General features: G+C 66.4%; 19 protein-coding genes and 1 pseudogene. 5 read left to right on the forward strand and 15 right to left on the reverse strand.

Going from position 1 to position 18,598, the window contains the following annotated elements; translation table 11 throughout:
• The first annotated feature begins 176 nt into the window (after positions 1–176).
• Positions 177–550, forward strand: a pseudogene (locus tag AC1DEY_RS01525) (VOC family protein).
• 41 nt (positions 551–591) lie between these two features.
• Here AC1DEY_RS01525 and AC1DEY_RS01530 read toward each other — a convergent pair.
• A complete protein-coding gene (locus AC1DEY_RS01530) occupies positions 592–825 on the reverse strand; it encodes a DUF6480 family protein (protein ID WP_476866465.1) in 234 nt (77 codons plus the stop codon).
• Positions 826–1,020: 195 nt separating this feature from the next.
• Complete coding sequence (locus AC1DEY_RS01535; protein WP_476866466.1) at positions 1,021–1,863, reverse strand: alpha/beta hydrolase; 843 nt, start codon at positions 1,861–1,863, stop codon at positions 1,021–1,023.
• A gap of 572 nt (positions 1,864–2,435) precedes the next feature.
• On the opposite strand from AC1DEY_RS01535, the gene AC1DEY_RS01540 reads away from it, so the two are divergent.
• The 3 genes from AC1DEY_RS01540 to AC1DEY_RS01550 are packed head-to-tail and all read left to right on the forward strand — an operon-like array spanning position 2,436 to position 4,498.
• A complete protein-coding gene (locus AC1DEY_RS01540; protein WP_476866467.1) occupies positions 2,436–2,936 on the forward strand; it encodes a VOC family protein in 501 nt (166 codons plus the stop codon).
• 27 nt (positions 2,937–2,963) lie between these two features.
• On the forward strand, positions 2,964–3,131 hold the full coding sequence (locus tag AC1DEY_RS01545) for a hypothetical protein (RefSeq protein ID WP_176803407.1): 168 nt from the start codon (positions 2,964–2,966) through the stop codon (positions 3,129–3,131).
• The gene (locus tag AC1DEY_RS01550; RefSeq protein WP_476866468.1) at positions 3,128–4,498 is read left to right on the forward strand and encodes a dihydrolipoyl dehydrogenase family protein; all 1,371 of its coding nucleotides are present in this window, start codon (positions 3,128–3,130) and stop codon (positions 4,496–4,498) included. The genes AC1DEY_RS01545 and AC1DEY_RS01550 overlap by 4 nt, the downstream gene beginning before the upstream one ends.
• A gap of 110 nt (positions 4,499–4,608) precedes the next feature.
• Here the strand turns inward: AC1DEY_RS01550 and AC1DEY_RS01555 are convergent, their stop codons facing one another.
• The 13 genes from AC1DEY_RS01555 to AC1DEY_RS01615 form a co-directional block, all read right to left on the reverse strand.
• Positions 4,609–5,238, reverse strand: a complete 630-nt coding sequence (locus tag AC1DEY_RS01555; RefSeq protein WP_476866567.1) for an NAD(P)/FAD-dependent oxidoreductase — start codon at positions 5,236–5,238, stop codon at positions 4,609–4,611.
• A complete protein-coding gene (locus AC1DEY_RS01560; RefSeq protein WP_476866469.1) occupies positions 5,186–6,277 on the reverse strand; it encodes a cyclic nucleotide-binding domain-containing protein in 1,092 nt (363 codons plus the stop codon). The genes AC1DEY_RS01555 and AC1DEY_RS01560 overlap by 53 nt, the downstream gene beginning before the upstream one ends.
• A 193-nt stretch (positions 6,278–6,470) precedes the next feature.
• The gene (locus AC1DEY_RS01565; protein ID WP_476866470.1) at positions 6,471–7,148 is read right to left on the reverse strand and encodes an SDR family oxidoreductase; all 678 of its coding nucleotides are present in this window, start codon (positions 7,146–7,148) and stop codon (positions 6,471–6,473) included.
• Positions 7,149–7,179: 31 nt separating this feature from the next.
• Positions 7,180–8,646 carry an NAD-dependent succinate-semialdehyde dehydrogenase gene (locus AC1DEY_RS01570; RefSeq protein ID WP_476866568.1) on the reverse strand — a complete coding sequence of 489 codons (1,467 nt, stop codon included), beginning with the start codon at positions 8,644–8,646 and terminating at the stop codon, positions 7,180–7,182.
• A gap of 39 nt (positions 8,647–8,685) precedes the next feature.
• Positions 8,686–9,873: an iron-containing alcohol dehydrogenase family protein gene (locus AC1DEY_RS01575; RefSeq protein ID WP_476866471.1), complete on the reverse strand. Its 1,188-nt coding sequence runs from the start codon at positions 9,871–9,873 to the stop codon at positions 8,686–8,688.
• A gap of 1 nt (position 9,874) precedes the next feature.
• Complete coding sequence (locus AC1DEY_RS01580) at positions 9,875–10,858, reverse strand: NAD(P)-dependent oxidoreductase (RefSeq protein ID WP_476866472.1); 984 nt, start codon at positions 10,856–10,858, stop codon at positions 9,875–9,877.
• 21 nt (positions 10,859–10,879) lie between these two features.
• On the reverse strand, positions 10,880–12,400 hold the full coding sequence (locus AC1DEY_RS01585) for an aldehyde dehydrogenase (RefSeq protein WP_476866473.1): 1,521 nt from the start codon (positions 12,398–12,400) through the stop codon (positions 10,880–10,882).
• A 10-nt stretch (positions 12,401–12,410) separates the two neighbouring features.
• Positions 12,411–13,514, reverse strand: coding sequence for a mandelate racemase/muconate lactonizing enzyme family protein (locus AC1DEY_RS01590; protein WP_476866474.1), 1,104 nt, complete (start codon positions 13,512–13,514; stop codon positions 12,411–12,413).
• A gap of 5 nt (positions 13,515–13,519) precedes the next feature.
• The gene (gene fae, locus AC1DEY_RS01595; RefSeq protein ID WP_476866475.1) at positions 13,520–14,077 is read right to left on the reverse strand and encodes a formaldehyde-activating enzyme; all 558 of its coding nucleotides are present in this window, start codon (positions 14,075–14,077) and stop codon (positions 13,520–13,522) included.
• Between the two features lie 2 nt (positions 14,078–14,079).
• Complete coding sequence (locus tag AC1DEY_RS01600) at positions 14,080–15,015, reverse strand: glycine betaine ABC transporter substrate-binding protein (RefSeq protein WP_476866476.1); 936 nt, start codon at positions 15,013–15,015, stop codon at positions 14,080–14,082.
• Positions 15,016–15,048: 33 nt separating this feature from the next.
• Entirely contained in the window at positions 15,049–15,834 is a 786-nt protein-coding gene (locus tag AC1DEY_RS01605; protein ID WP_476866477.1) for an ABC transporter permease, read from the reverse strand.
• On the reverse strand, positions 15,831–16,868 hold the full coding sequence (locus AC1DEY_RS01610; protein ID WP_476866478.1) for an ABC transporter ATP-binding protein: 1,038 nt from the start codon (positions 16,866–16,868) through the stop codon (positions 15,831–15,833). Before AC1DEY_RS01610 ends, AC1DEY_RS01605 begins: the two co-directional genes overlap by 4 nt.
• The gene (locus AC1DEY_RS01615) at positions 16,861–17,526 is read right to left on the reverse strand and encodes an ABC transporter permease (RefSeq protein ID WP_476866479.1); all 666 of its coding nucleotides are present in this window, start codon (positions 17,524–17,526) and stop codon (positions 16,861–16,863) included. The genes AC1DEY_RS01610 and AC1DEY_RS01615 overlap by 8 nt, the downstream gene beginning before the upstream one ends.
• Before the next feature lie 140 nt (positions 17,527–17,666).
• Between AC1DEY_RS01615 and AC1DEY_RS01620 the strand changes: the two genes are divergently transcribed.
• The gene (locus AC1DEY_RS01620) at positions 17,667–18,584 is read left to right on the forward strand and encodes an IclR family transcriptional regulator (protein ID WP_476866480.1); all 918 of its coding nucleotides are present in this window, start codon (positions 17,667–17,669) and stop codon (positions 18,582–18,584) included.
• The last annotated feature ends 14 nt before the right edge of the window (positions 18,585–18,598 follow it).

The following is an 18,598-nucleotide window of genomic DNA, read 5'->3' on the forward strand; positions in this document are numbered from 1 at the left end:
AGGTCAGGGCAGTCCAGACGCTAGCAAGCGGACCGCTGGCTCTGGACGGACGATGCGCCCCTGTCGGTGACAGCCCGGCCGCAGGCCAATGGCATAGTGATTGCATCCGAAACGAAAGGCGGCCCCGTGTGTCTGCCGCATTCCAGGTGACCTTTGACTGCTATGACATAGAGTCAATGGCGCGCTTTTGGGCTGTGGCCCTCAGTTACAGCGGCCAGGAGCCGCCTGAGGGATTCTCGAGCTCGGCGGAATTTGCCACGAACCAAGGCACCCCGGAGGCGCTGTGGCGTGCCGCTGTTGTTGACCCGGCCGGCAAAGGCCCCCGCTTGTTTTTCCAGCCGGTCCCCGAAAGAAAGACGGCGAAGAACCGGGTACATCTAGACATGTCAGCCTGGGTGCGAAGGCCAACGCGCAGGGACGCCGCGTTGCCCTCGCCCACGCCGATCGCTGCGTGAACGCCGGAGCCACGCTCGTCAACGTCTTCGACGGTGACGACGGCTGGCACATTGCCATGCTCGACCCGGAAGGGAACGAATTCTGCATCCAGTGACTGTCCCTGTCCGTGATCGATCCGGCAGTCCCGAGGGCGCGCTAGTCGAGTAATCCCACGATGTAGCCGACAAAGTACAGCAGCGACAACAGGACCACTGCTGCGATGCCCGCCATCCAGAGAATCTGGGTGCCCATATTCGTGCCGTTCTCATCGTGACCCTGCGGTCCGCCCGTGGAGGCTTCGCCCGGAGGCGTCTCCCCTGGCGGCACTCCGCCTCCAGGCTCCAAGCCAGTGATCTTGTCCTCATACGGGTCGGGATTGCTTCCTGACACGTTCACTCCCTGGGTCGCAGTGCTGGTGGCCTGGCCGGCCAACGGAATTTGATGGCGCGCGTTGTGCTAAGTACGGCCCGGATGCATCCGGAAAATGTGACAGGGCGAAAGGTCTTCCCAGCGAAGAGCAGCGGCGGGGTTTGCGCCGCCGGGCACCGGCCCGAACCGATCCTTGGCACCTCCGCGGGCTTGAGGCTACGTTCCAGCGGCTGGATGCTTCGCGTGTTCGACGGCCCACTCGAGGGCGTAGTCTGCTACCTCCTCCCATCCGTCCTGCCCCACTGTGTAGTGTGAGCGCCCAGGGAACTCCTTGTAGTCGGTTGTGGTCTTGACGTTGCGGTAGTGCTTGACGTTCGCCTGGTTGACCGCTGGAGGCATGAGGTTGTCGTCTCCACCCGCTATGAACAGCAAGGGCGCGCGGTCCTCGTTCCTGAAGTTCACGTAGGTGTCCTGGTGTCCAGGTGTGAAGTTGGCGAGGGGCCCGGCCCACACGAAGCTGCCAGGCGTTGGAATGTGGTAGCGCTCGTAGACCTTGTCCGACTCTTCCCGGCTTAGGGTGTTGGCGAAGGCGTAGTGGAACTGCTCTGGGGTGAAGCCCACCGCCCTGTGGCGGTTGGCGGGGTTCTTCAATATGGGGAAGAGGGATCTTATCTGTGAGACAGGGGTTACCCTGACGCCCTCCGCCGGCGCGGAGTCTATGACCACGCCTGCTGCCCCGTAACCGTGATCGAGCAGGATCTGGGTAAAGAGGCCTCCTGCCGAGTGGCCCATGATGATCGGCGCTCTGTCCAGCCCGCCGACTACACCTTCGAGGTGTTCGACGACCGCAGGGATAGTCAATGCCTCAATCGGGGTGGGATCCTCGTTGAGCGCTTCGACCTCGACCTCAAAGCCTGGGTAGGCGGGCGCGAGCACCCGGTAACCACGGCCCTCGTAGCGCTCGACCCACTTCTCCCAGCTGCGGGGGGTCACCCAGAGACCGTGAACCAACACAATGGTGTCCGGGGCGCCCGGGCCGGCGGGATTATCTTCAGTCACGGTGTCCTCCTATCGTCGGGGTGGGATCCCTGACTGACCACGCGGCCAGCTCTACCGGCAGTTTCGGGCTCCTCCCACCGTTATCGCACCGCCCCTTCTACACTCAACCCCGAGCTCACGGGCGTTTAGGGCCGAAGGTCCTTTTGAACGTGCGTGCACACCGGCCAGCCTCGTCTTCCGGTCCTTGCAGTGCGGCGGGTAGCTGACAGCAGCTTCGTCCGGGAGCACCCCCGAGCCCACGGAGGCACGTCGGTGGCCAGCGCGGCTGGCCGGACAAAGTTGCGCAGCACCGGAGGAAGATGCCAGGGCCTCGGCCATGGCGCTCCCCCGCTGCATCCGGCAAGGACTTCTATCTCTCTTGACTTTCGTCCTGGATGAGGCCACTGTGGGGTCCCGAGGGCTGCGTCCCCGGTTGAAGATCGGCCGGGGGGCGACAAGGAAAGCGCATGGCGACCCCCGTAGCGCAAGCCCCGCAGCATTGGCCTGGTGCCCGCCGCCGGCACGCCTTTCCCGGGTCGCCAGTGAGTCCGCTGCCGCCCTTTCATGGCGCGCCCGCCTAAGGGGAGGCCGGGATGAGTACCGTCGAGGAAAGCAAACAAAGTGCAGCCGGCAGCCCGCCGGTAAAGGCCGGGGAGTTCCGGCTCGAGGTTGTAGTGGTGCCGGTTTCGGACGTCGACCGGGCCAAGCGGTTTTATGAGGGTCTGGGCTGGCGGTTCGATGCCGAAGCTGCTGTCGCGGATGGTTACCGGCTGATGCAGTTCACGCCGCCAGGTTCCGGCTGCTCGATCATCTTCGGCGAAGGGGTCACTTCGGCTGCGCCGGGCTCGGCCCAGGGGCTGCACCTCGCGGTGTACGACATCGACCAGGCCCGCACTGACCTCATCGCGCGCGGGGTCGAAGTCAGCGGGATCTTCCACGACGCCACGGGCGTCTTCCATCATGCCGGAACCGAAGGGCGGGTGGACGGGCCAGCTCCCGAACACAGGGATTACGGCTCGTTCGCATCGTTCAGCGACCCGGACGGCAACGGCTGGGTCCTCCAGGAGATCAAGACCCGACTTCCGGGCCGCTGAAGCATCCAACGCTGAAAGGAGAATCTGATGGCCACGACTTACGAATCCGCGGGCGACCTTGCGGAAGCCCTGAGGCGGGCCGCGAAAGCACACGGCAAACACGAGGAACTCACAGGCCAGGAAGACCCTGACTGGCCCGACTGGTACGCGCTCTACATGGTGCGCGAGCACGCCGGGGAGGAGTTGCCGACATGAACAGCGACTACGACGTGATCGTGATCGGCGCCGGATCCCCCGGCGAACACTGCGCGGGCGCCCTCGCCGAGGGCGGCCTGCGCGTCGCCGTCGTGGAGCGCGAACTGGTCGGCGGCGAATGCTCGTACTGGGCGTGCATCCCGTCCAAGACGCTGCTGCGGCCCGGTGAAGCGGTCCATGCCGCACGCCAGGCGGCCGCCACCGCCGAGGCTGACATCGAGGCGGCCTTGGCCTGGCGGGACTTCATGGTCTCGGATTACTCCGACGCCGGACAGGAACGCTGGCTGGCCGATAACGGCATCGACCTGCTCCGCGGCACCGGCCGCCTCGCCGGTCCCGGCGTCGTCGAGGTCGACGGCGTGCGGCACACCGCCAGCCACATTGTCCTCGCCAACGGCGCCGATCCCGTCGTGCCGCCCGTCCCGGGCCTGCGCGGGCTCGACGGCGTCTGGACCAGCCGCGAGGCGACGTCCATGAAGGCCGTCCCGCGCCGCCTGCTTATCCTCGGCGGCGGCCCTGTCGGCGTCGAAATGGCCCAAGCCGTGCGCCGATTCGGTGGCGAGGTGGCAATCATCGACAGGTCCGCCCACGTCCTCGGCCGGGAGCCGGCGCCGCTGGGCGAGGCCCTCGGCGAGGTATTGATTGGTGATGGCATCGAACTCGTGCTGGCGGCCAGTTCCACCGCGGCACGGCGAGATCGCGGGGACTACGTTGTCGAGATCGACGGCCAACGCGAGTTGCGCGGCGACCGGCTGCTCGTCGCCACGGGCAGGCGCCCGCGTATCCAGGCGATCGGCCTGGAGACCGTGGGCGTCGAGCCAGATTCGCACGGAGTCCCGGTCGATGCCCACCTTCGCGTGGCGGACGGGCTCTGGGCGATCGGCGACGTCACCGGGATCTGGCCGCTGACCCACGTAGGGAAGTACCAGGGCGATGTCGTCGCCGCGAACATCCTGGGTGAGCCGCGGGAGGCAAACTACGAGGCCGTTCCCCGGGTCACCTTCACGGACCCGCAAGCCGCGGCGGTCGGCGCCGTCGACGGCCGCTTCAGCGCCACCGTCCCCGTCTCCGAGGTGTCCAAGGCTGCGACCTACACACGTGCTTACGCCGAGAGCAATGGCTTCCTGACCCTCCTCAGCGACGGCGAACGGCTGACCGGTGCGTACGCCCTCGGCCCGGAGGCCGGCGAGTGGCTGCAGCAGGCGACACTGGCGATCCGGGCCCACGTTCCGCTCGATGTGCTGAGGGACACGATCCAGCCGTTCCCGACGTTTTCGGAAATCTACGTCTCCGCGCTGAAGGCACTCCGCGAGGAAATCGCGGCCGCCCGCAGGCCGGTTGGCGCTGGACCATCCCCGACGGAATGAGAGGAGGCGATCCGATGAGCACCGCAGCTCGCTGTCGCCGGCTAAGGCCGAAGCCTGGACGGGTTGACTTTCCAGGGGTCCCTCTGCCGATTCTCGGTTTGGGTCGTGAGCTAAACGTGGAATCCGATCGAGACATGGACTGATTGGACGGCGCTCGCTCCCTCTCCGACCGCTGCGGCGACGCGCTTCATTGAGCCCTTGCGGACGTCGCCCGCGGCGAACACCCCGGGGATGCTGGTTTCAAAGGGCAGCGGCCGTCGACCGAGAGACGACCAGCTTCCACCGAGTTCCGACAGGTCCAGGTCCGAGTCGGTCAGGATAAATCCTTCGTCGTCGAGCGCGACTCCGTTCAGCCAGGCGGTTGCGGGAACTGCGCCGATGAAGCAGAAGAGTCCCGCGCACTCGACAATCGCCCGGATTCCCGAATCCCTTGCCGTTATCTCAACAGCAGCGAGGTGGGTTTGACCCTGGAGGCCCGATACCTCTGTCGCGGTGTGGATAGAGACCAGCGGTTCGGCGGCCAGCCGGTCCACAAGATAGCGGGACATGTCAGCTGCGAGATCAGCACCGCGAACGACGAGATGGACGGCGCTTCCGCGCGACGCGAGATACAGCGAAGCCTGACCGGCCGAATTCGCGCCGCCGACAACTGCGACCGGCTTACCGGCACACCATTTGGCTTCGAGTTCAGTTGCAGCGTAGTAGATTCCGGCGCCTTGGAACTTCTCCCAGTCCGTCAGGCAGAGACCTGTACCTGGCGCCGGTGGAGATGATCACGGCGCGGCTTTCGAGGCTGGTGCCGTCGGTCAGCGCGAGACGGATTACGCCGGTGTCAACGTCGAGTGCTGTGACCCCGCACGGTGCCGATAGCTGAGCGCCGAACTTGAGTGCCTGCACGATCGCCTTCCCTGTCAGGTCAGTCCCGCTTATGCCCGTGGGGAACCCGAGATAGTTCTCGATTCGCGAACTTGCCGCAGCTTGTCCACCAGGACCGATCGCGTCGAACAAGACAGTTGCGAGCCCCTCAGATGCACCATAGACCGCAGCGGCAAGGCCCGCCGGGCCTGCGCCAATCACTGCCAGATCCACCTTTTGGTCGGCCGCTCGACGGTATGAGAGTCCGAGTTCGCGGGCCAAGATCTTTGCAGTCGCGCGGCGCATCACGTTGCCGGGAGTGATAACGACCGGGAGGTCCCCCGTCTCGGCCTGCACGGCCCGCATGAGTGCCTGCCCGGCAATGGAATCAGCTTCAAAATAGAGATGGGTGAGTCGCAATCGCGCCGCGTATGTCCGCAGTTCCAGTGAAGCTGCGGACAGACGGCTACCGACGATCTCCACGACTCGGGCGGCTGCGTTGCTGCGAAGGAGTTCTCTCCGCGCGAGAAAGGCGCGCAACAGAATATCGGAAAGCTCGGCGTCCTCAGCCATCAGCCGACGAAACTGGGCCGGTGGAATCCTATGAATTCGTCCTGCTTGCACCACCAGCCCCGTCAGGTACACGGCTTGACCGGTGAGCAGGCTCAACTCACCTATGAAACGGCCCGGCCCATGGCTGACCACGACCTCCTCGGGTGCATCGTGGGTGGCGGCCCGGATCAGATCCACCGCTCCCCGCTCAATGACGATGAGATCATATGATTCGTCGCCTGCCCGGAACACGGTGTCGCCGACGGCAACGTCTTGCACGACAGCGTAGGTCCTGAGGCGTCTGATTTGCTCGGCTGAGAGGACCGGGAAGGCGACACCTGAGTTCGCTTCGAAGGGGTTTTCTTTGGTCATCGGAAACCATTCTCAGTGATGGGACGCGGGTGATTCCCGCAGGCCGGAGAACGCCCGCTAGCGCTGGTGTGGCGGAGGCCCGACGTCGAGAACGGTTAGCAGGTCACCGAGCCTAACGTCGAGAGATGCTCCGACCTTCGTAATATCAGAGTTGTCAAAGCTTGCCAACGCCTGAGAGGCCTGCCGCGCGCGCCTAGAAGGCCTGCCCGGTCGCCCGGATCATCACCTCGGAGATGTCGACGCCGCCCGGTTGGTTCAGCGCCCATAGCATGGCGCCGGCCACTGATTCAGGTTTGATGGCGGCGTCGGGTGCTTCCTTCCACAGGGGTGTGTCCACGTGGCCGGGAGCGATGTGCAGGACCCGGACGCCGGTGCCCACAAGCTGTTGACGGAGCGATTCAGCGTAGCCGGTGACTGCCCACTTCGTGGCGGTGTACAGGTTGCCGGGGTAGACCTTGCGGCCTGCTGTGCTGCCCATCAGTACGAAGTGGCCGCGGTTGGCGGTGAGCTGGGGCAGGGCGGCCTTGGCCAGGATTGCCGGGCCATAGACGTTGGTGAGGACCATGTCCCGCCAGCGCTCCGGGTCGCCGTCGGCAAGATCGCCGGATGCCGAGAACCCGGCGTTGGCCACTGCCACGTCCAGCCCTCCCATCGCGTCGACGGCATCGGCCACCGCACCACGGGTCTGCTCCCAGTCCCCCGCGTCGGCAACCCCGCCTTGGACGTTCCCCAGCGCCGAACACGACTCGACGAACGCAGCCAGCCGTCCCGCGTGGCGCCCGGTGGTGAACACGGAGTGTCCGGCGCGGAGGGATTCGCGGACCAGGGCGGCACCGATCCCGCTGGTGCCGCCCGTGACGAGGATCCGCATCAGGCGCCGCTCCGACGCCGGAACCGGGTTGTCATGAGGGGTCCGCGATGCCGACGTACCGTGTCTCCAGGAATTCCTCGATGCCTTCGGTTCCACCTTCGCGGCCCAGTCCGGACTGCTTGACGCCGCCGAACGGTGCCGCCGGGTTGGATACGATGCCCGTGTTCAACCCGAACATGCCCACGTCCACGCGTTCGGAGAGGCGGATGCCACGGTTGAGGTCGCGCGTGTATGCGTAGGCCACGAGACCGTATTCGGTGTCGTTGGCCAGCGCGATTGCCTCGGCTTCGGTCCGGAAACTGACCACCGGAGCCACCGGGCCGAAGACCTCCTCGTGCAGGATCCGCGCGGTGGCCGGCACATTGGTGAGGACCGTGGGCGGGTAGAAGTGGCCGTCGCCGCCGGCGGGCGCACCGCCGGTGAGGGCCGTCGCTCCCCCGGCGACGGCGTCGCGGACGAGTTCGTCGACCTTGGCCAGGCTCTTGGCATCGATCAGGGGCCCGATGTTGGTGCCCTCCGCCGAGCCGCGGCCCAGCTTGAGGCCGCCCATCCGTTCCGCGAGGCGCTGGCTGAACTCGTGAGCCAGTGATTCGTGCACGATGAACCTGTTGGCGGCCGTGCAGGCCTCGCCCATGTTCCGCAGCTTGGCCAGCATCGCCCCGTCCAGGGCAGCGTCGAGGTCTGCGTCCTCGAACACCAGGAACGGGGCATTGCCGCCGAGTTCCATCGAAGTCCGCAGCACCTGGTGCGCGGAGTCGGCGATGAGCTGTTGGCCGACTCCGGTGGATCCGGTGAAGGAAAGTTTTCGCAGTCGGCTGTCCCGGATGAGCGGGCCGGTGACGTCCCCTGGGCGGGTGGTGGGGATGACGTTGAGGACACCCGGCGGCAGTCCCGCATCGCGGAAGACGTCGGTCAGCAGCAATGCCGTGAGCGGTGTCAGGTTGGCGGGCTTGAGCACCATGGTGCAGCCGGCCGCGATGGCAGGGGCGATCTTGCGGGTGGCCATGGCGAGCGGGAAGTTCCACGGGGTGATGAACAGGCATGGCCCGACTGGGCGCTTGGTCACCAAAAGCCTGGACTTGCCGTCCGGTGCGGTGGAGTAGCGGCCCGACACGCGCACGGCTTCCTCGGAGAACCAGCGCAGGAATTCGGCGCCGTAGGCCACTTCGCCGCGTGACTCGGCCAGCGGCTTTCCCATCTCCAGGGTCATGGCCAGGGCGAAATCTTCGGCCCGGGCGGTGACCATGTCGAAGGCACGGCGCAGGATCTCCCCACGTTCGCGCGGCGGCGTCGCGGCCCAGGAGTCCTGGGCCTGGGCCGCGGCAGCGAGGGCACGGTCGCCGTCCGCCGGTGACGCGTCGGCGATCCACGCCAACGTGGCGCCCGTGGAGGGGTCCTCCACCGCGGACGTGGCGCCGTCGGACGCGTCCGTCCACGCACCGTTGATGAACAGCTGCGTCGGCAAGGTCGCGAGGAACGCCCGCTCGGCACCGGTCACGCCGGTTTCGGCCAGGGCAGGGGCAAGGGTGTTTTCCACTTAGAGCGCTTTCTCGAGGATGGTGCGGATTTCGGCGGCGGTGGGCGGCACCGGGGTGTTGTTGATGACGGCGTCGGCCAGGGTGTCTTCGACGAGCGAGTCGAGGTCCGCCGTGGTGACGCCGAAGTCCGCCAGCCTCGCGGTCATGCCCACGTCGCGGGCGAGGGCGGCGACGGCGGTGACAGCCGCTTCCGCGTTGGCCTCCACGGTGGCTGCGGTGTCCCCCACCCCGAGGGCGAAGGCGAGCCGGGCGGTCCGGTCCAGGCGGTTGCGCAGGTTGAGCCGGAGCACGTCCTCGATGACCAGGCAGAGAGCGAGGCCGTGCGGGATGTTGAAGCGGCCGCCCAGCGGGTGGGCGATGGCGTGAACCAGTCCCAGCCCGGTGTGGGAGAACCCGACTCCGGCGATGTGGGAGGCCAGGAGCAGCTGGGACCTGGCCTCGATATCCGTTCCGTCGGCGACGGCGCGGGGCAGGAACTCGGCGACCATGGACACGACCTGCAGCGCGATGCCGTCCGAGTACGGGTTCTGCCGGATGGATGAGTAGGACTCGACGGCGTGCGTCAGGGCGTCCATGCCCGTCGCGGCAGTGGCTTTAGGCGGCAGGCCCAGGGTCAGTTCCGGGTCAAGCACGGCGGCCTTGGGCAGGGCCGATTCGTGGCCGACGTAGAACTTGCGGTGGGCGTCGACGTCGGTGACCACACCGAAGGCGTTGACTTCGGCGCCGGTGCCCGCCGTCGTCGGGACGGCGACGATGGGCAGCGCCGGGTTCGCGAAGTGATTGCTGTAGTCCAGACCGGCGCCCCGGGCCGGGTTGACGGCGCCGAGGGATATTCCCTTGGCGGCGTCCATGGAGGACCCGCCGCCCACCGGGACGAGGACGTCCACGCCGGTGGAAGCAGCAAGGTCGGATCCGGCGTCGACGCAGGTGGTGGTGGGGTTGGGGGTGACACCGTCGAACACGGTGACGGCCAGCCCGGCAGCTTCCAGGGAGGTGCGGACCGCCGCCACAACGTCCGTTCCCGCGAGGAACGGGTCGGTGACGATGAGTACGGACTTGCCGCCCAGCGAGGCAACAATTCCGCCGACTTCGGCCACCCTGCCGCGACCGAAGTAGGCGGTAGGTTTAGGGTCCAATGTCAGCTCAGTGGAAGCCAGCTCGGCATGGATCTGCAGTCGGGTGTGCATGTCAGGCTCCTTCTGTTGCGGCGCTGGTGCCGGTGCGCAGCTGCACGCCGATGGCGTCTTCGTAGAGTTTCACGGGGGTCATCTCGCCGGCCATATCGCCGTAGAGGGCCCTGGCCCGGCGGTAGAGCTGTTCCACGAGGGAGGACAGTTCCACCGGGACGCCCACAGAACGGGCCAGGTCCACCGACAGGCCGAGGTCTTTGCAGGCCAGGGCGATGGCGAAGCCCTCGTCGTAGTCGCCGTGGTTGAGGATGGACAAGACGTCGTTTTGGACGAAGTTCGAGTTGGCCGGGCTGGCAATGATGGCCTGGCGGAGGACTTCGAGATCCACACCTGCTTTGACGCCGGTGCTCAGGACTTCGGCCGTGGCCACAAGGTGGGAGAACCACAGCTGGTTGATCATCAGCTTCACGGCGTAGCCGGCACCGTGGCCGCCGACGTGCAGGATCCGCTCGGGGTCGCCCATGGCTTCGAAGACCGGGCGGAGCCGGTCGACGTCGCCGGTTTCGCCGCCAATGAAGATCTGCAGCATGCCGCTCGCGGCGCCCACGGCCATGCCGCTGACCGGGGCGTCCAGGACGCGGATGCCGCGGGCGGCGCCGGCCTCGCGGACCCTGTTGGCCACATCGGGAACGGAGGTGGACATGTCCACCCAGGTGCCGCCGTCGGGCAGTCCGTCCAGAATGCCGCCGGGAGCCATCGCCACCGATTCGACGTGTTTGGGTGTGGGCAGCATGGTGATTACGACGTCGGAGCCGGCGGCGACGGCCGCGGCGCTGTCCGCCCACTCGGCGCCGTTGGCGAGCAGATCCGCGGCGGATTCCTTGCGGACGTCGTTGACGATCAGCTGGAAGCCGGCCGCCTGCAGGTTCCGGGTCATGCCGGAGCCCATGTTGCCCAGGCCGATGAAGCCGATGCGGGCGGTTCCGGGCAGCAACGGCTGGGTTCGGGCGCTGACGGAGGGCTGGTGGGTTGTTGCAGTCATATCAGGTCTCGTTTCAGGAAGTCAGGCATCGTCCAGGGCTGCATCGCCGAGGTTGATCCAGGTGGTTTTCAAAGCCGAGTAGGCATCCAGGGCGTGCAGCGAGCGGTCCCTGCCGAAGCCGGATTCCTTGAAGCCGCCGAAGGGGGTAATGATGTCGGCGACATCGAAGGTGTTCACCCAGACGGTCCCGGCCCGCAGTTCGCGGGCCGCCGCGTGGGCCTTGGTGATGTCCTGGGTCCAGATGCTCGCGGCCAGGCCGTACTTGGTGTCGTTCGCCATCCGGATGCCCTCCGCGGCGCCCCGGAAGGTGCTGACGGCCAGGACCGGTCCGAAGATTTCCTCCTGCCCGATGCGCCCGGCGTTGTTGACCCTGTCCAGGACCGTGGGTTCGAGGTAGTAGCCGGTTTCGACGCCTGCCGGCCGGACTTGGGTGCCGCCGCTGGCGACGCTGATGCCCTCGGAATCGGCGATTTTGTAGTAGCCCAGAATGCTTTCCAGCTGGCTGTCGTCGATGATTGCGCCGATCTGGGTGGCGGGGTCCAGCGGGTCGCCCAGTTGCAGCGAGCGGCCCACTTTGATGACCTCTTCCAGCAGTTCGTCGTGGACGCGTTCGTCCACCAGCAGGCGTGATCCGCCGTGGCAGGTCTGGCCGGCGTTGTAGAAGATTCCCCAGGCGACGGCGGAGGCACAGGCGGCGATGTCGCCGACGTCGTGCAGCACCACTTGGGGCGATTTTCCGCCCAGTTCCAGGGCCACTTGCTTGCCGTTGGACTCCGAGGCGTAGCGCTGGAAGTACCTGCCCACCTCCGGGGACCCGGTAAAGGTGATCTTGTCCACCAGCGGGTGGCGGCCCAGGGCGGCGCCGGCCACTTCGCCAAGGCCGGGGATGACGTTGAAGACGCCGTCGGGGACGCCGGCTTCGCTGGCCAGTTCGGCCAGGCGGAGGGCGCTGAGGCTGGTCTGCTCGGATGGTTTGAGGACCACGGAGTTGCCGGCGGCGAGGGCCGGGGCAACCTTCCACGCCGTAATGATCAGCGGGTAGTTCCAGGGCACCACGGCCCCGATCACGCCGAGCGGTTCACGGGAAATGATGGCGAGGGCGTTGCGCGGGGTGGGCGCGACGTCGTCGTAGATTTTGTCCAGCGCTTCGGCGTACCAGCGGAAGGTGCGGGCGCAGCTGGGGACGTCGACGCCGAGGGCGTCGCTGATCGGGTGGCCGCTGTCGGTGGATTCGAGCAGCGCGAGTTCCTCGAGATTTTCGAGGATCAGGTCGGCGAGCCGGATCAGGACCTGCTGGCGGTGCCGGCGGTCGGTCCGCGACCATACCCCGGATTCGAACGCACGGTGGGCCGCCTGCACGGCGTCGTCGACGTCCTGCTCGGCTGCGGCCGCCACGTGGGCGGTCACGGAACCGTCCCGGGGTGACACTGTGGGGAAGGTCCCGGCGTCGTGTGCGCTGCGGAAACTGCCGTTGATGAACAGTCCCGTGGCCGGCCGCTGGGCGGCGGCCCGTGCGATCCAGTCGTTTTTTGTTGCTGTCATTGCCTGTTCCTTAGACCGTGTATTTCTTGACGGCGTCGTAGTCGATGACGGCGCCCAGGCCCGGCAGGTCCGGGACCCGCAGCGTGCCGTCGCTGTCGATGTCCAGCGGCTCCATGAAGAAGTCGCGGCGCTCCGGGGTCCACCCGGGCGGATCGTACGGGAACTCCAGGTATGGTCCGGCGTCCACGCCGGCAGCCACGTGCAGGTTTGCCAGCAGTCCGAGGCCGTTGCTCCAGGTGTGCGGGGTGAAGAAGCGGTGTTTGAGGTTGGCTGTTTCGGCCACCTGCCGGGCCCTGTACATGCCGACGGCGAGGGCGACGTCGGGCTGGTAGATGTCGTACGCGTCGGCTTCGACCAGGGCCATCATTTCGCCCATGCTGCGGACCATTTCGCCGCCGGACACCTGGATGCCGGTCTGTTCGCGCACGCGCTGCGCGCCCTTGATGTCGGCCTGCGGGAGGGGTTCTTCCAGCCAGCGGACGTCGAGTTCGGCCAGCTGGGAGGCGAGTTTGTGCACTTTGGACAGTTCCAGGGCCGGTTCGATGTCACCGCTCATGCGCCACATCTGGTTCAGGTCCACCATGAGGTCGAAGTCGCTGCCCACGGCTTCGCGGGCGGCCCGGACAGACTCAACGCCTTCTTCGAGGCGGTCCCGGGCGATGCGGATCTTCATGGCCTTAAAGCCACGGTCTTTGGCCGCCAGCGCGGATTCTGCCCGGGCGGCCGGTGCCTTCAGTTCGCCGGACGAGGCGTAGGCCAGCAGCTTGTCGCGGGCGCCGCCGAACAGGGTGGCGACCGGGAGTCCGGCTACTTTGCCGATGATGTCCCAGAGTGCGGCTTCGAGGGGCCAGTAGCGGCCGCCGTGGAAGTTGATTGTTTCGATCCGGCGGACCTGGTTGAGGATGGCCATCGGGTCGGTGCCGATGAACAGGTGCTCGTAGGCGTCGAAGCCGTCCATGGTGTCGCCGGAGCCGACGCCGGTGATGCCTTCGTCGGTGTCCACTTCCACCAGGGTGGCGGGGAAAGAGGTCCGGGGCTCCGGGTCCCAGGCCGCGCTGAAGGGAGGGTCAAGGGGCAGGACCATGCGGGTCAGCCGGATTGCGGTGATCTTCATTGTTGTCAGCCTCGCGGAGTGAAGAAGGGGTTGGACGGGGAGTTGCGCGCGTCAATCACAGCCGCCGTGGCGGGGAGCCGGTGTGCACCGTTGGCGAGTGCGGTGCGGACGGATTCGCGGTTGTTGCGGTAGACGGCTTCTTCGTCGTCGGCGTCGGGGTTGACCCACACCGCCGCGATGACTACGTGTGAGTCGGCCTGTTCCACGGTGACGGTTCCGGCGGCCAGCGCGTCGGCGACGCCGGCAGCGATGCCTGCCTGCGCCGCGCCCCAGATCAGGAGGCCGTGCCTGTCGCTGGCGGGGGCCGCCTTTGTGACGAAGAGGGTCAGCGGCTTGACCGGGAGGGATGGCCGCAGGACGGTGACGAACGGGACGTGACCCGCGCTGGGTGTGGCGAGTGCCGTTGCCCAGGCGGTGCCGGCGGGCCCGTTCCTGTGGCCCAGAACGGTGTTCACGTGGGCTGCGTTGGCGCCGTCGCCGATGAAGGATTCGCCGATCTGCACGTCTGCCTGGTTCGCGTGCTGCGTCTGCGCCTGGCCCTCGGTCTGTGTTTGGGTGGTCATGGTTAGATCAGTCCCTCGGATTCGAGCCATTCCTTGGCGATTTGGTCCGGATCTTCTCCGTCGACGTCGGCCTTGGCGTTGAGCTGCTGCATGACTTGGGTGGTGAGCTTCGGGGAGACCTTGGCCATGATGTCGGCGATGGCCGGGTACTTGGCCAAGACGTCAGCCTTGATGGTGAGGGCGCCCTGGTAGATGGGGAAGAAGTGCTTGTCGTCCTCCATGACCGTGAGTTTCAGGGCCGCGATCCGGCCGTCGGTTTCGAAGACTTCGCCGAAGTTGCAGTCCTGGCCCTTCTGGGTGGCGGTGTAGATGACGCCGGTGTCCAGCATGGAGACTCTCGCCTCCGGGCTGAGCCCGTACTGTTTCTGCAGTCCGGGCCAGCCGTCGTCGCGGGTGGAGAATTCGCTCTCCATGCAGAAGGTCTGCTCTTTCGCCGGGAGTTTCGCAACGTCGGAGAGGGATTTGATGTTCAGTTCCTTGGCTTTGTCTTCCCGGATGGCGAAGGCGTAGGTGTTGTTCAGCGGTGCGGGGTCCAGCCAGGCGATGCCCTTCTTGGCGTCGGCGGCCTTGACGGCGTCGAACATCTCCTGCTTGTCCTTCAGCGGGGTGGTCTGCTTGTTGTAGGTGATCCAGGACGTGCCGGTGTACTCCCAGTAGCCGGCGAACTGACCGGTTTCAAAGGCGGTGCGGACGTTGGCTGAGCCCACCACGCTCGTGTTGGTGGTGGTTTCGGCGCCATGGGCGTTGAGCACCTGGCTGGTGATGTGAGACAGGATGAACTGCTCGGAGAAGTCCTTGGCGCCGAAGACGCCGGTCAGCCCTGCCAGTTCCTTGCCTTTGCCGTCGCTGGTGGCGGAGGAGGCGGATCCGCCGCAGGCGGTGAGGCCCAGTGCGGCGACGACGCCGGTGGCCAGGAGGGCGAGAACGGGTTTCTTCATGATGGGGTCCTTTGGGGTGGTGGGAAGCAAGGGTCAGGTGCCTTTGGGCTTGAGGAGGTCCTCGGCGAGGCCGGCAAGCCAGTCGATGGTGAGGGCGATGCAGGAGACAACTACGGCGCCGGTGATCAGGACCGGCCAACGCTGAAGTTTGAGGCCGTTGACGATCATGTCGCCCAGCCCGCCGGCGTTGATGAAGGTGGCAACGGTGGCCACCCCCACGCAGAAGACCAGGGCGGTGCGCAGTCCAGCCACGATCACGGGGATGGCCAGCGGCAGTTCTATCCGGGCGAGGACCTGCAGCGGGCGCATGCCCATCCCCCTGGCCGCTTCGGTGAGGCTTGAATCGACCTGCTGCAGGCCCACCAGGGTGTTCCGCAGGACAGGGAGGACGGAGTAGGCCACCAAGCCCACCAACGCCACTTCGAAGCCGAGTTTCCAGACGATGGCCAGCAGGATCACCAGGCCGATGGCCGGCGTGGACTGGCCCACGTTGGCGACGCCGAAGACCACGGCGTGGACGGTTTTAGAGTGGATCCGGCTGAGCGCGATGCCGGCCGGGATGGCAATGGCGGCCACGATCGCCGACGCCACCACCGTCAGCCGCAGGTGCTCGAAGGTCCGGTCCTGCAGGTACTGCCAGTTCAGGGTCCGCAGCTCAATGGAATCCAGCGAGAGCGAGGAAATCCACAGGAACAGGGCAAGGAGGGCCACGGCGATGACGATCGGCGTGCCGAACCGTTTGACGGAGAAGTACTTTCCGCGCCGGTTGGACGCTGTTCCGAATGCCGTGGAAAGGTCGCGGGTGGCCTGGGCTGTCATGGCCGGACTCCCCCGGCAAGGGCACCCGCGGCAAGGGCCGGTGGAAGGATCTCTGCGCCCAGAACGGCAGAGATCCTTTCGATGTCGATAGACCCAACCACCCGGCCCTGCGCGTTGATCACGGCCACGGGGGTTCCGCCGGAGAGCACCAGGGAGTCCAGGGCGTCGCGGAGGGAATCATTGACGCTGACTTCGATGGCTCCGCGGACGGCGACGCTCGGGCCCAGGTCTGCCTGGTGGACGGGGATGAGGCCGAGGCGCTTGAGGGCCGCGCCCTGGCCAACGAACTGGGAGACGTAGTCGTTGGCGGGGTTGGCCAGGATGTTCGCCGGAGTATCGAACTGCTCTATCTGGGAGCGTTCGGACAGCACCGCGATCCGGTCTCCCAGCCGGACTGCCTCATCGAAGTCGTGCGTGACGAAGACAATCGTTTTGCTCAGCTTTTCCTGCAGCCGAAGGAATTCGGTCTGCAGTTTTTCCCGGGTAATGGGGTCTGTGGCGCCGAAGGGCTCGTCCATGAGCATGACGGGCGGATCGGCGGCGAGGGCCCGGGCCACGCCGACGCGCTGCTGCTGGCCGCCAGAGAGCTGCCTGGGGTAACGGGAGGCGTACGTTTTGGGGTCGAGTTCGACAACGGAGAGGAGCTCTTCGACGCGGGCCTGGGTCTTGTTCCTGTCCCAGCCGAGCAGTCTGGGGACCACGGCGATGTTCTCGGCGATGGTCATGTGGGGGAACAACCCGATCTGCTGGATCACGTAGCCGATCCGGCGTCGGAGTTCGTTCGGGTTCAGGGAGAGGACGTCTTGGCCGTCGATGGTGATGGACCCGGAGGTGGGCTCGATGATGCGGTTGATCATCTTCATGGTGGTGGTTTTTCCGCAGCCTGACGGTCCCACGAACATGATCAGTTCACCGGGCGCGATGTCCATGGAGAAGGAGTCGACGGCGGGCCCCGCCTGGCCGGGATAGGTCTTGGTGACGTCTGTGAGGACGATCCGGGCGCCGGCGGCCGGACGGGAGATGGATTCAGACACGAAGTCCCCTTGAGGTAGTGAGGCGGCGGATGAGCACAAACGCTCCATCCAGCAGGAGGGCAAGGACGATCACGCCGACGGTGCCGACGATCGCGAAGTTGAGGGCGTTTTTGGAGCCGAGGCTGGACAGGCCTTTGAAGATCATTTCGCCCAGGCCGGGGCCGCCCACGTAGGCCGCGATGGCGGCGATGCCCATGGAGAGCTGCGCGGAGACGCGCACACCGGTGAGGACAACGGGCCACGCCATGGGCAGCTGGACGCGGAAGAGGGTTTTGACCCTGCCCATGCCCATGCCGAGGGCGGATTCGGAGACGGCGGGCGGCACCTCACGCAGGCCCACCACGGTGTTGCGGATAATGGGGAGCAGTGCGTAGAACGCCAGGCCCACCACCGTGGGGGTCCAGCCGAGTCCGAGGACAGGAATGAGGATTGCCAGCAAGGCCATGGACGGGATGGTCAGGCCCACGCCCGCTCCGGCAATGGCGACCGAGCGGCTCACGGGCTTGTCCCAGACAAGAACTCCGATACCGACGCCGACCACCGTGGCGATCAGCAGGGAAACCAAAACAACCACAAGGTGCTCGGTGGCGGATTCGGCGATGTCCGCCGATCTCTTCGTGAGGAACGTACCGAAGTCCGAGAAGAACGAGTCGTTCAACGTGATCCTCCTTTTCACTTCGTCGGGTCAAGGATCATGGCCCACATCTGCGTGAGCCGTGCCACAACCGTAGAGCCACGGTTCCCTTTTGCGCAATGCGAGTTGTTGATATGTCAACGCGGCATTGGTAGGGTCATCCTGTGACTGATTCTTCGAACCGCACCCCTGGAACAACCGCCCGTCCCGCGCGCCGCAACTCCTCCGGACTTCGGCGCGACCTCGAATTGCTGGAGATCCTGGGCTCCCCCGAAGCCGTCGCCGCCTCAGGCCTTGGCGTGAGCAAGGTCGCCGAGATCGCCGGCCGGGACAAGGCCCAGGTCTCCCGCACCCTGGCCACGCTTGCCGAAGCCGGCCTGGTCAACAGGGATCCGGAAAGCCTGCTGTATACCCTCGGCTACGGGCTCTACGCACTGGCCGCCAGGACCGCCGAGGCCAGGATGGTCAGCGCATCCGCGCCGTACCTCAAACGGGTCTCCGCTGCCACGCACGAAACGACGCACCTGTGCGTGCTGCGCGGCGGCACGGTGCTGACGCTCAAGAGCGAAATGTCCAACCACACCTACCGGGCCCTGGGGTGGGAAGGTGTCAGCGTCGATGCCTGGGGAACCTCGGCGGGCAGGGTCCTGGTGAGCGACTGGGACCAAATCGCTCTCCGCGACTGGTATGACAGCCACGCCGACCAGGCTGCCGGGCCCCACCGACCCGCACAACAGGAACTGTCCCCGTTGGCGCTGGAGGCAGGCCAGGGCGCGGCAACAGGACACATTCCTTCCAAAATCAGGACCTTCGAGGACCTCTGCGAGGAGATCGCCCTCATCCGCCGGCGCGGCTATGCCGTGGTGGACGAGGAGTTTGAACTCGGGGTCGTCGGCGTCTCAGCACCCGTGTACGACTTCAAGCAGCGGGTCGTGGCCGCCTTCAACGTCAGCGCCCCCAAACAACGCTTCGGCCGCCACCTCGAGCAGGCCGGAGCCCTCGCGGCAAAAGTCGCCTTGGAGTTTTCGGCAACCCTTGGCGCCCCCAGCGGAACCATCCCGGCTATTCAGGTGCGGCGGTGAAGACTGGAACCGCC

The organism is Arthrobacter sp. 05T47, assembly GCF_056395825.1.

What these genes read in the sequence shown, in the direction of transcription:
- AC1DEY_RS01585 (WP_476866473.1), bottom strand. Translation starts at nt 12,400, where the DNA reads ATGACAGCAACAAAAAACGACTGGATCGCACGGGCCGCCGCCCAGCGG.
- AC1DEY_RS01580 (WP_476866472.1), bottom strand. Translation starts at nt 10,858, where the DNA reads ATGACTGCAACAACCCACCAGCCCTCCGTCAGCGCCCGAACCCAGCCG.
- AC1DEY_RS01560 (WP_476866469.1), bottom strand. Translation starts at nt 6,277, where the DNA reads ATGACCAAAGAAAACCCCTTCGAAGCGAACTCAGGTGTCGCCTTCCCG.
- AC1DEY_RS01590 (WP_476866474.1), bottom strand. Translation starts at nt 13,514, where the DNA reads ATGAAGATCACCGCAATCCGGCTGACCCGCATGGTCCTGCCCCTTGAC.
- AC1DEY_RS01600 (WP_476866476.1), bottom strand. Translation starts at nt 15,015, where the DNA reads ATGAAGAAACCCGTTCTCGCCCTCCTGGCCACCGGCGTCGTCGCCGCA.
- AC1DEY_RS01575 (WP_476866471.1), bottom strand. Translation starts at nt 9,873, where the DNA reads ATGCACACCCGACTGCAGATCCATGCCGAGCTGGCTTCCACTGAGCTG.
- AC1DEY_RS01550 (WP_476866468.1), top strand. Translation starts at nt 3,128, where the DNA reads ATGAACAGCGACTACGACGTGATCGTGATCGGCGCCGGATCCCCCGGC.
- AC1DEY_RS01545 (WP_176803407.1), top strand. Translation starts at nt 2,964, where the DNA reads ATGGCCACGACTTACGAATCCGCGGGCGACCTTGCGGAAGCCCTGAGG.
- AC1DEY_RS01565 (WP_476866470.1), bottom strand. Translation starts at nt 7,148, where the DNA reads ATGCGGATCCTCGTCACGGGCGGCACCAGCGGGATCGGTGCCGCCCTG.
- fae (WP_476866475.1), bottom strand. Translation starts at nt 14,077, where the DNA reads ATGACCACCCAAACACAGACCGAGGGCCAGGCGCAGACGCAGCACGCG.
- AC1DEY_RS01540 (WP_476866467.1), top strand. Translation starts at nt 2,436, where the DNA reads ATGAGTACCGTCGAGGAAAGCAAACAAAGTGCAGCCGGCAGCCCGCCG.
- AC1DEY_RS01605 (WP_476866477.1), bottom strand. Translation starts at nt 15,834, where the DNA reads ATGACAGCCCAGGCCACCCGCGACCTTTCCACGGCATTCGGAACAGCG.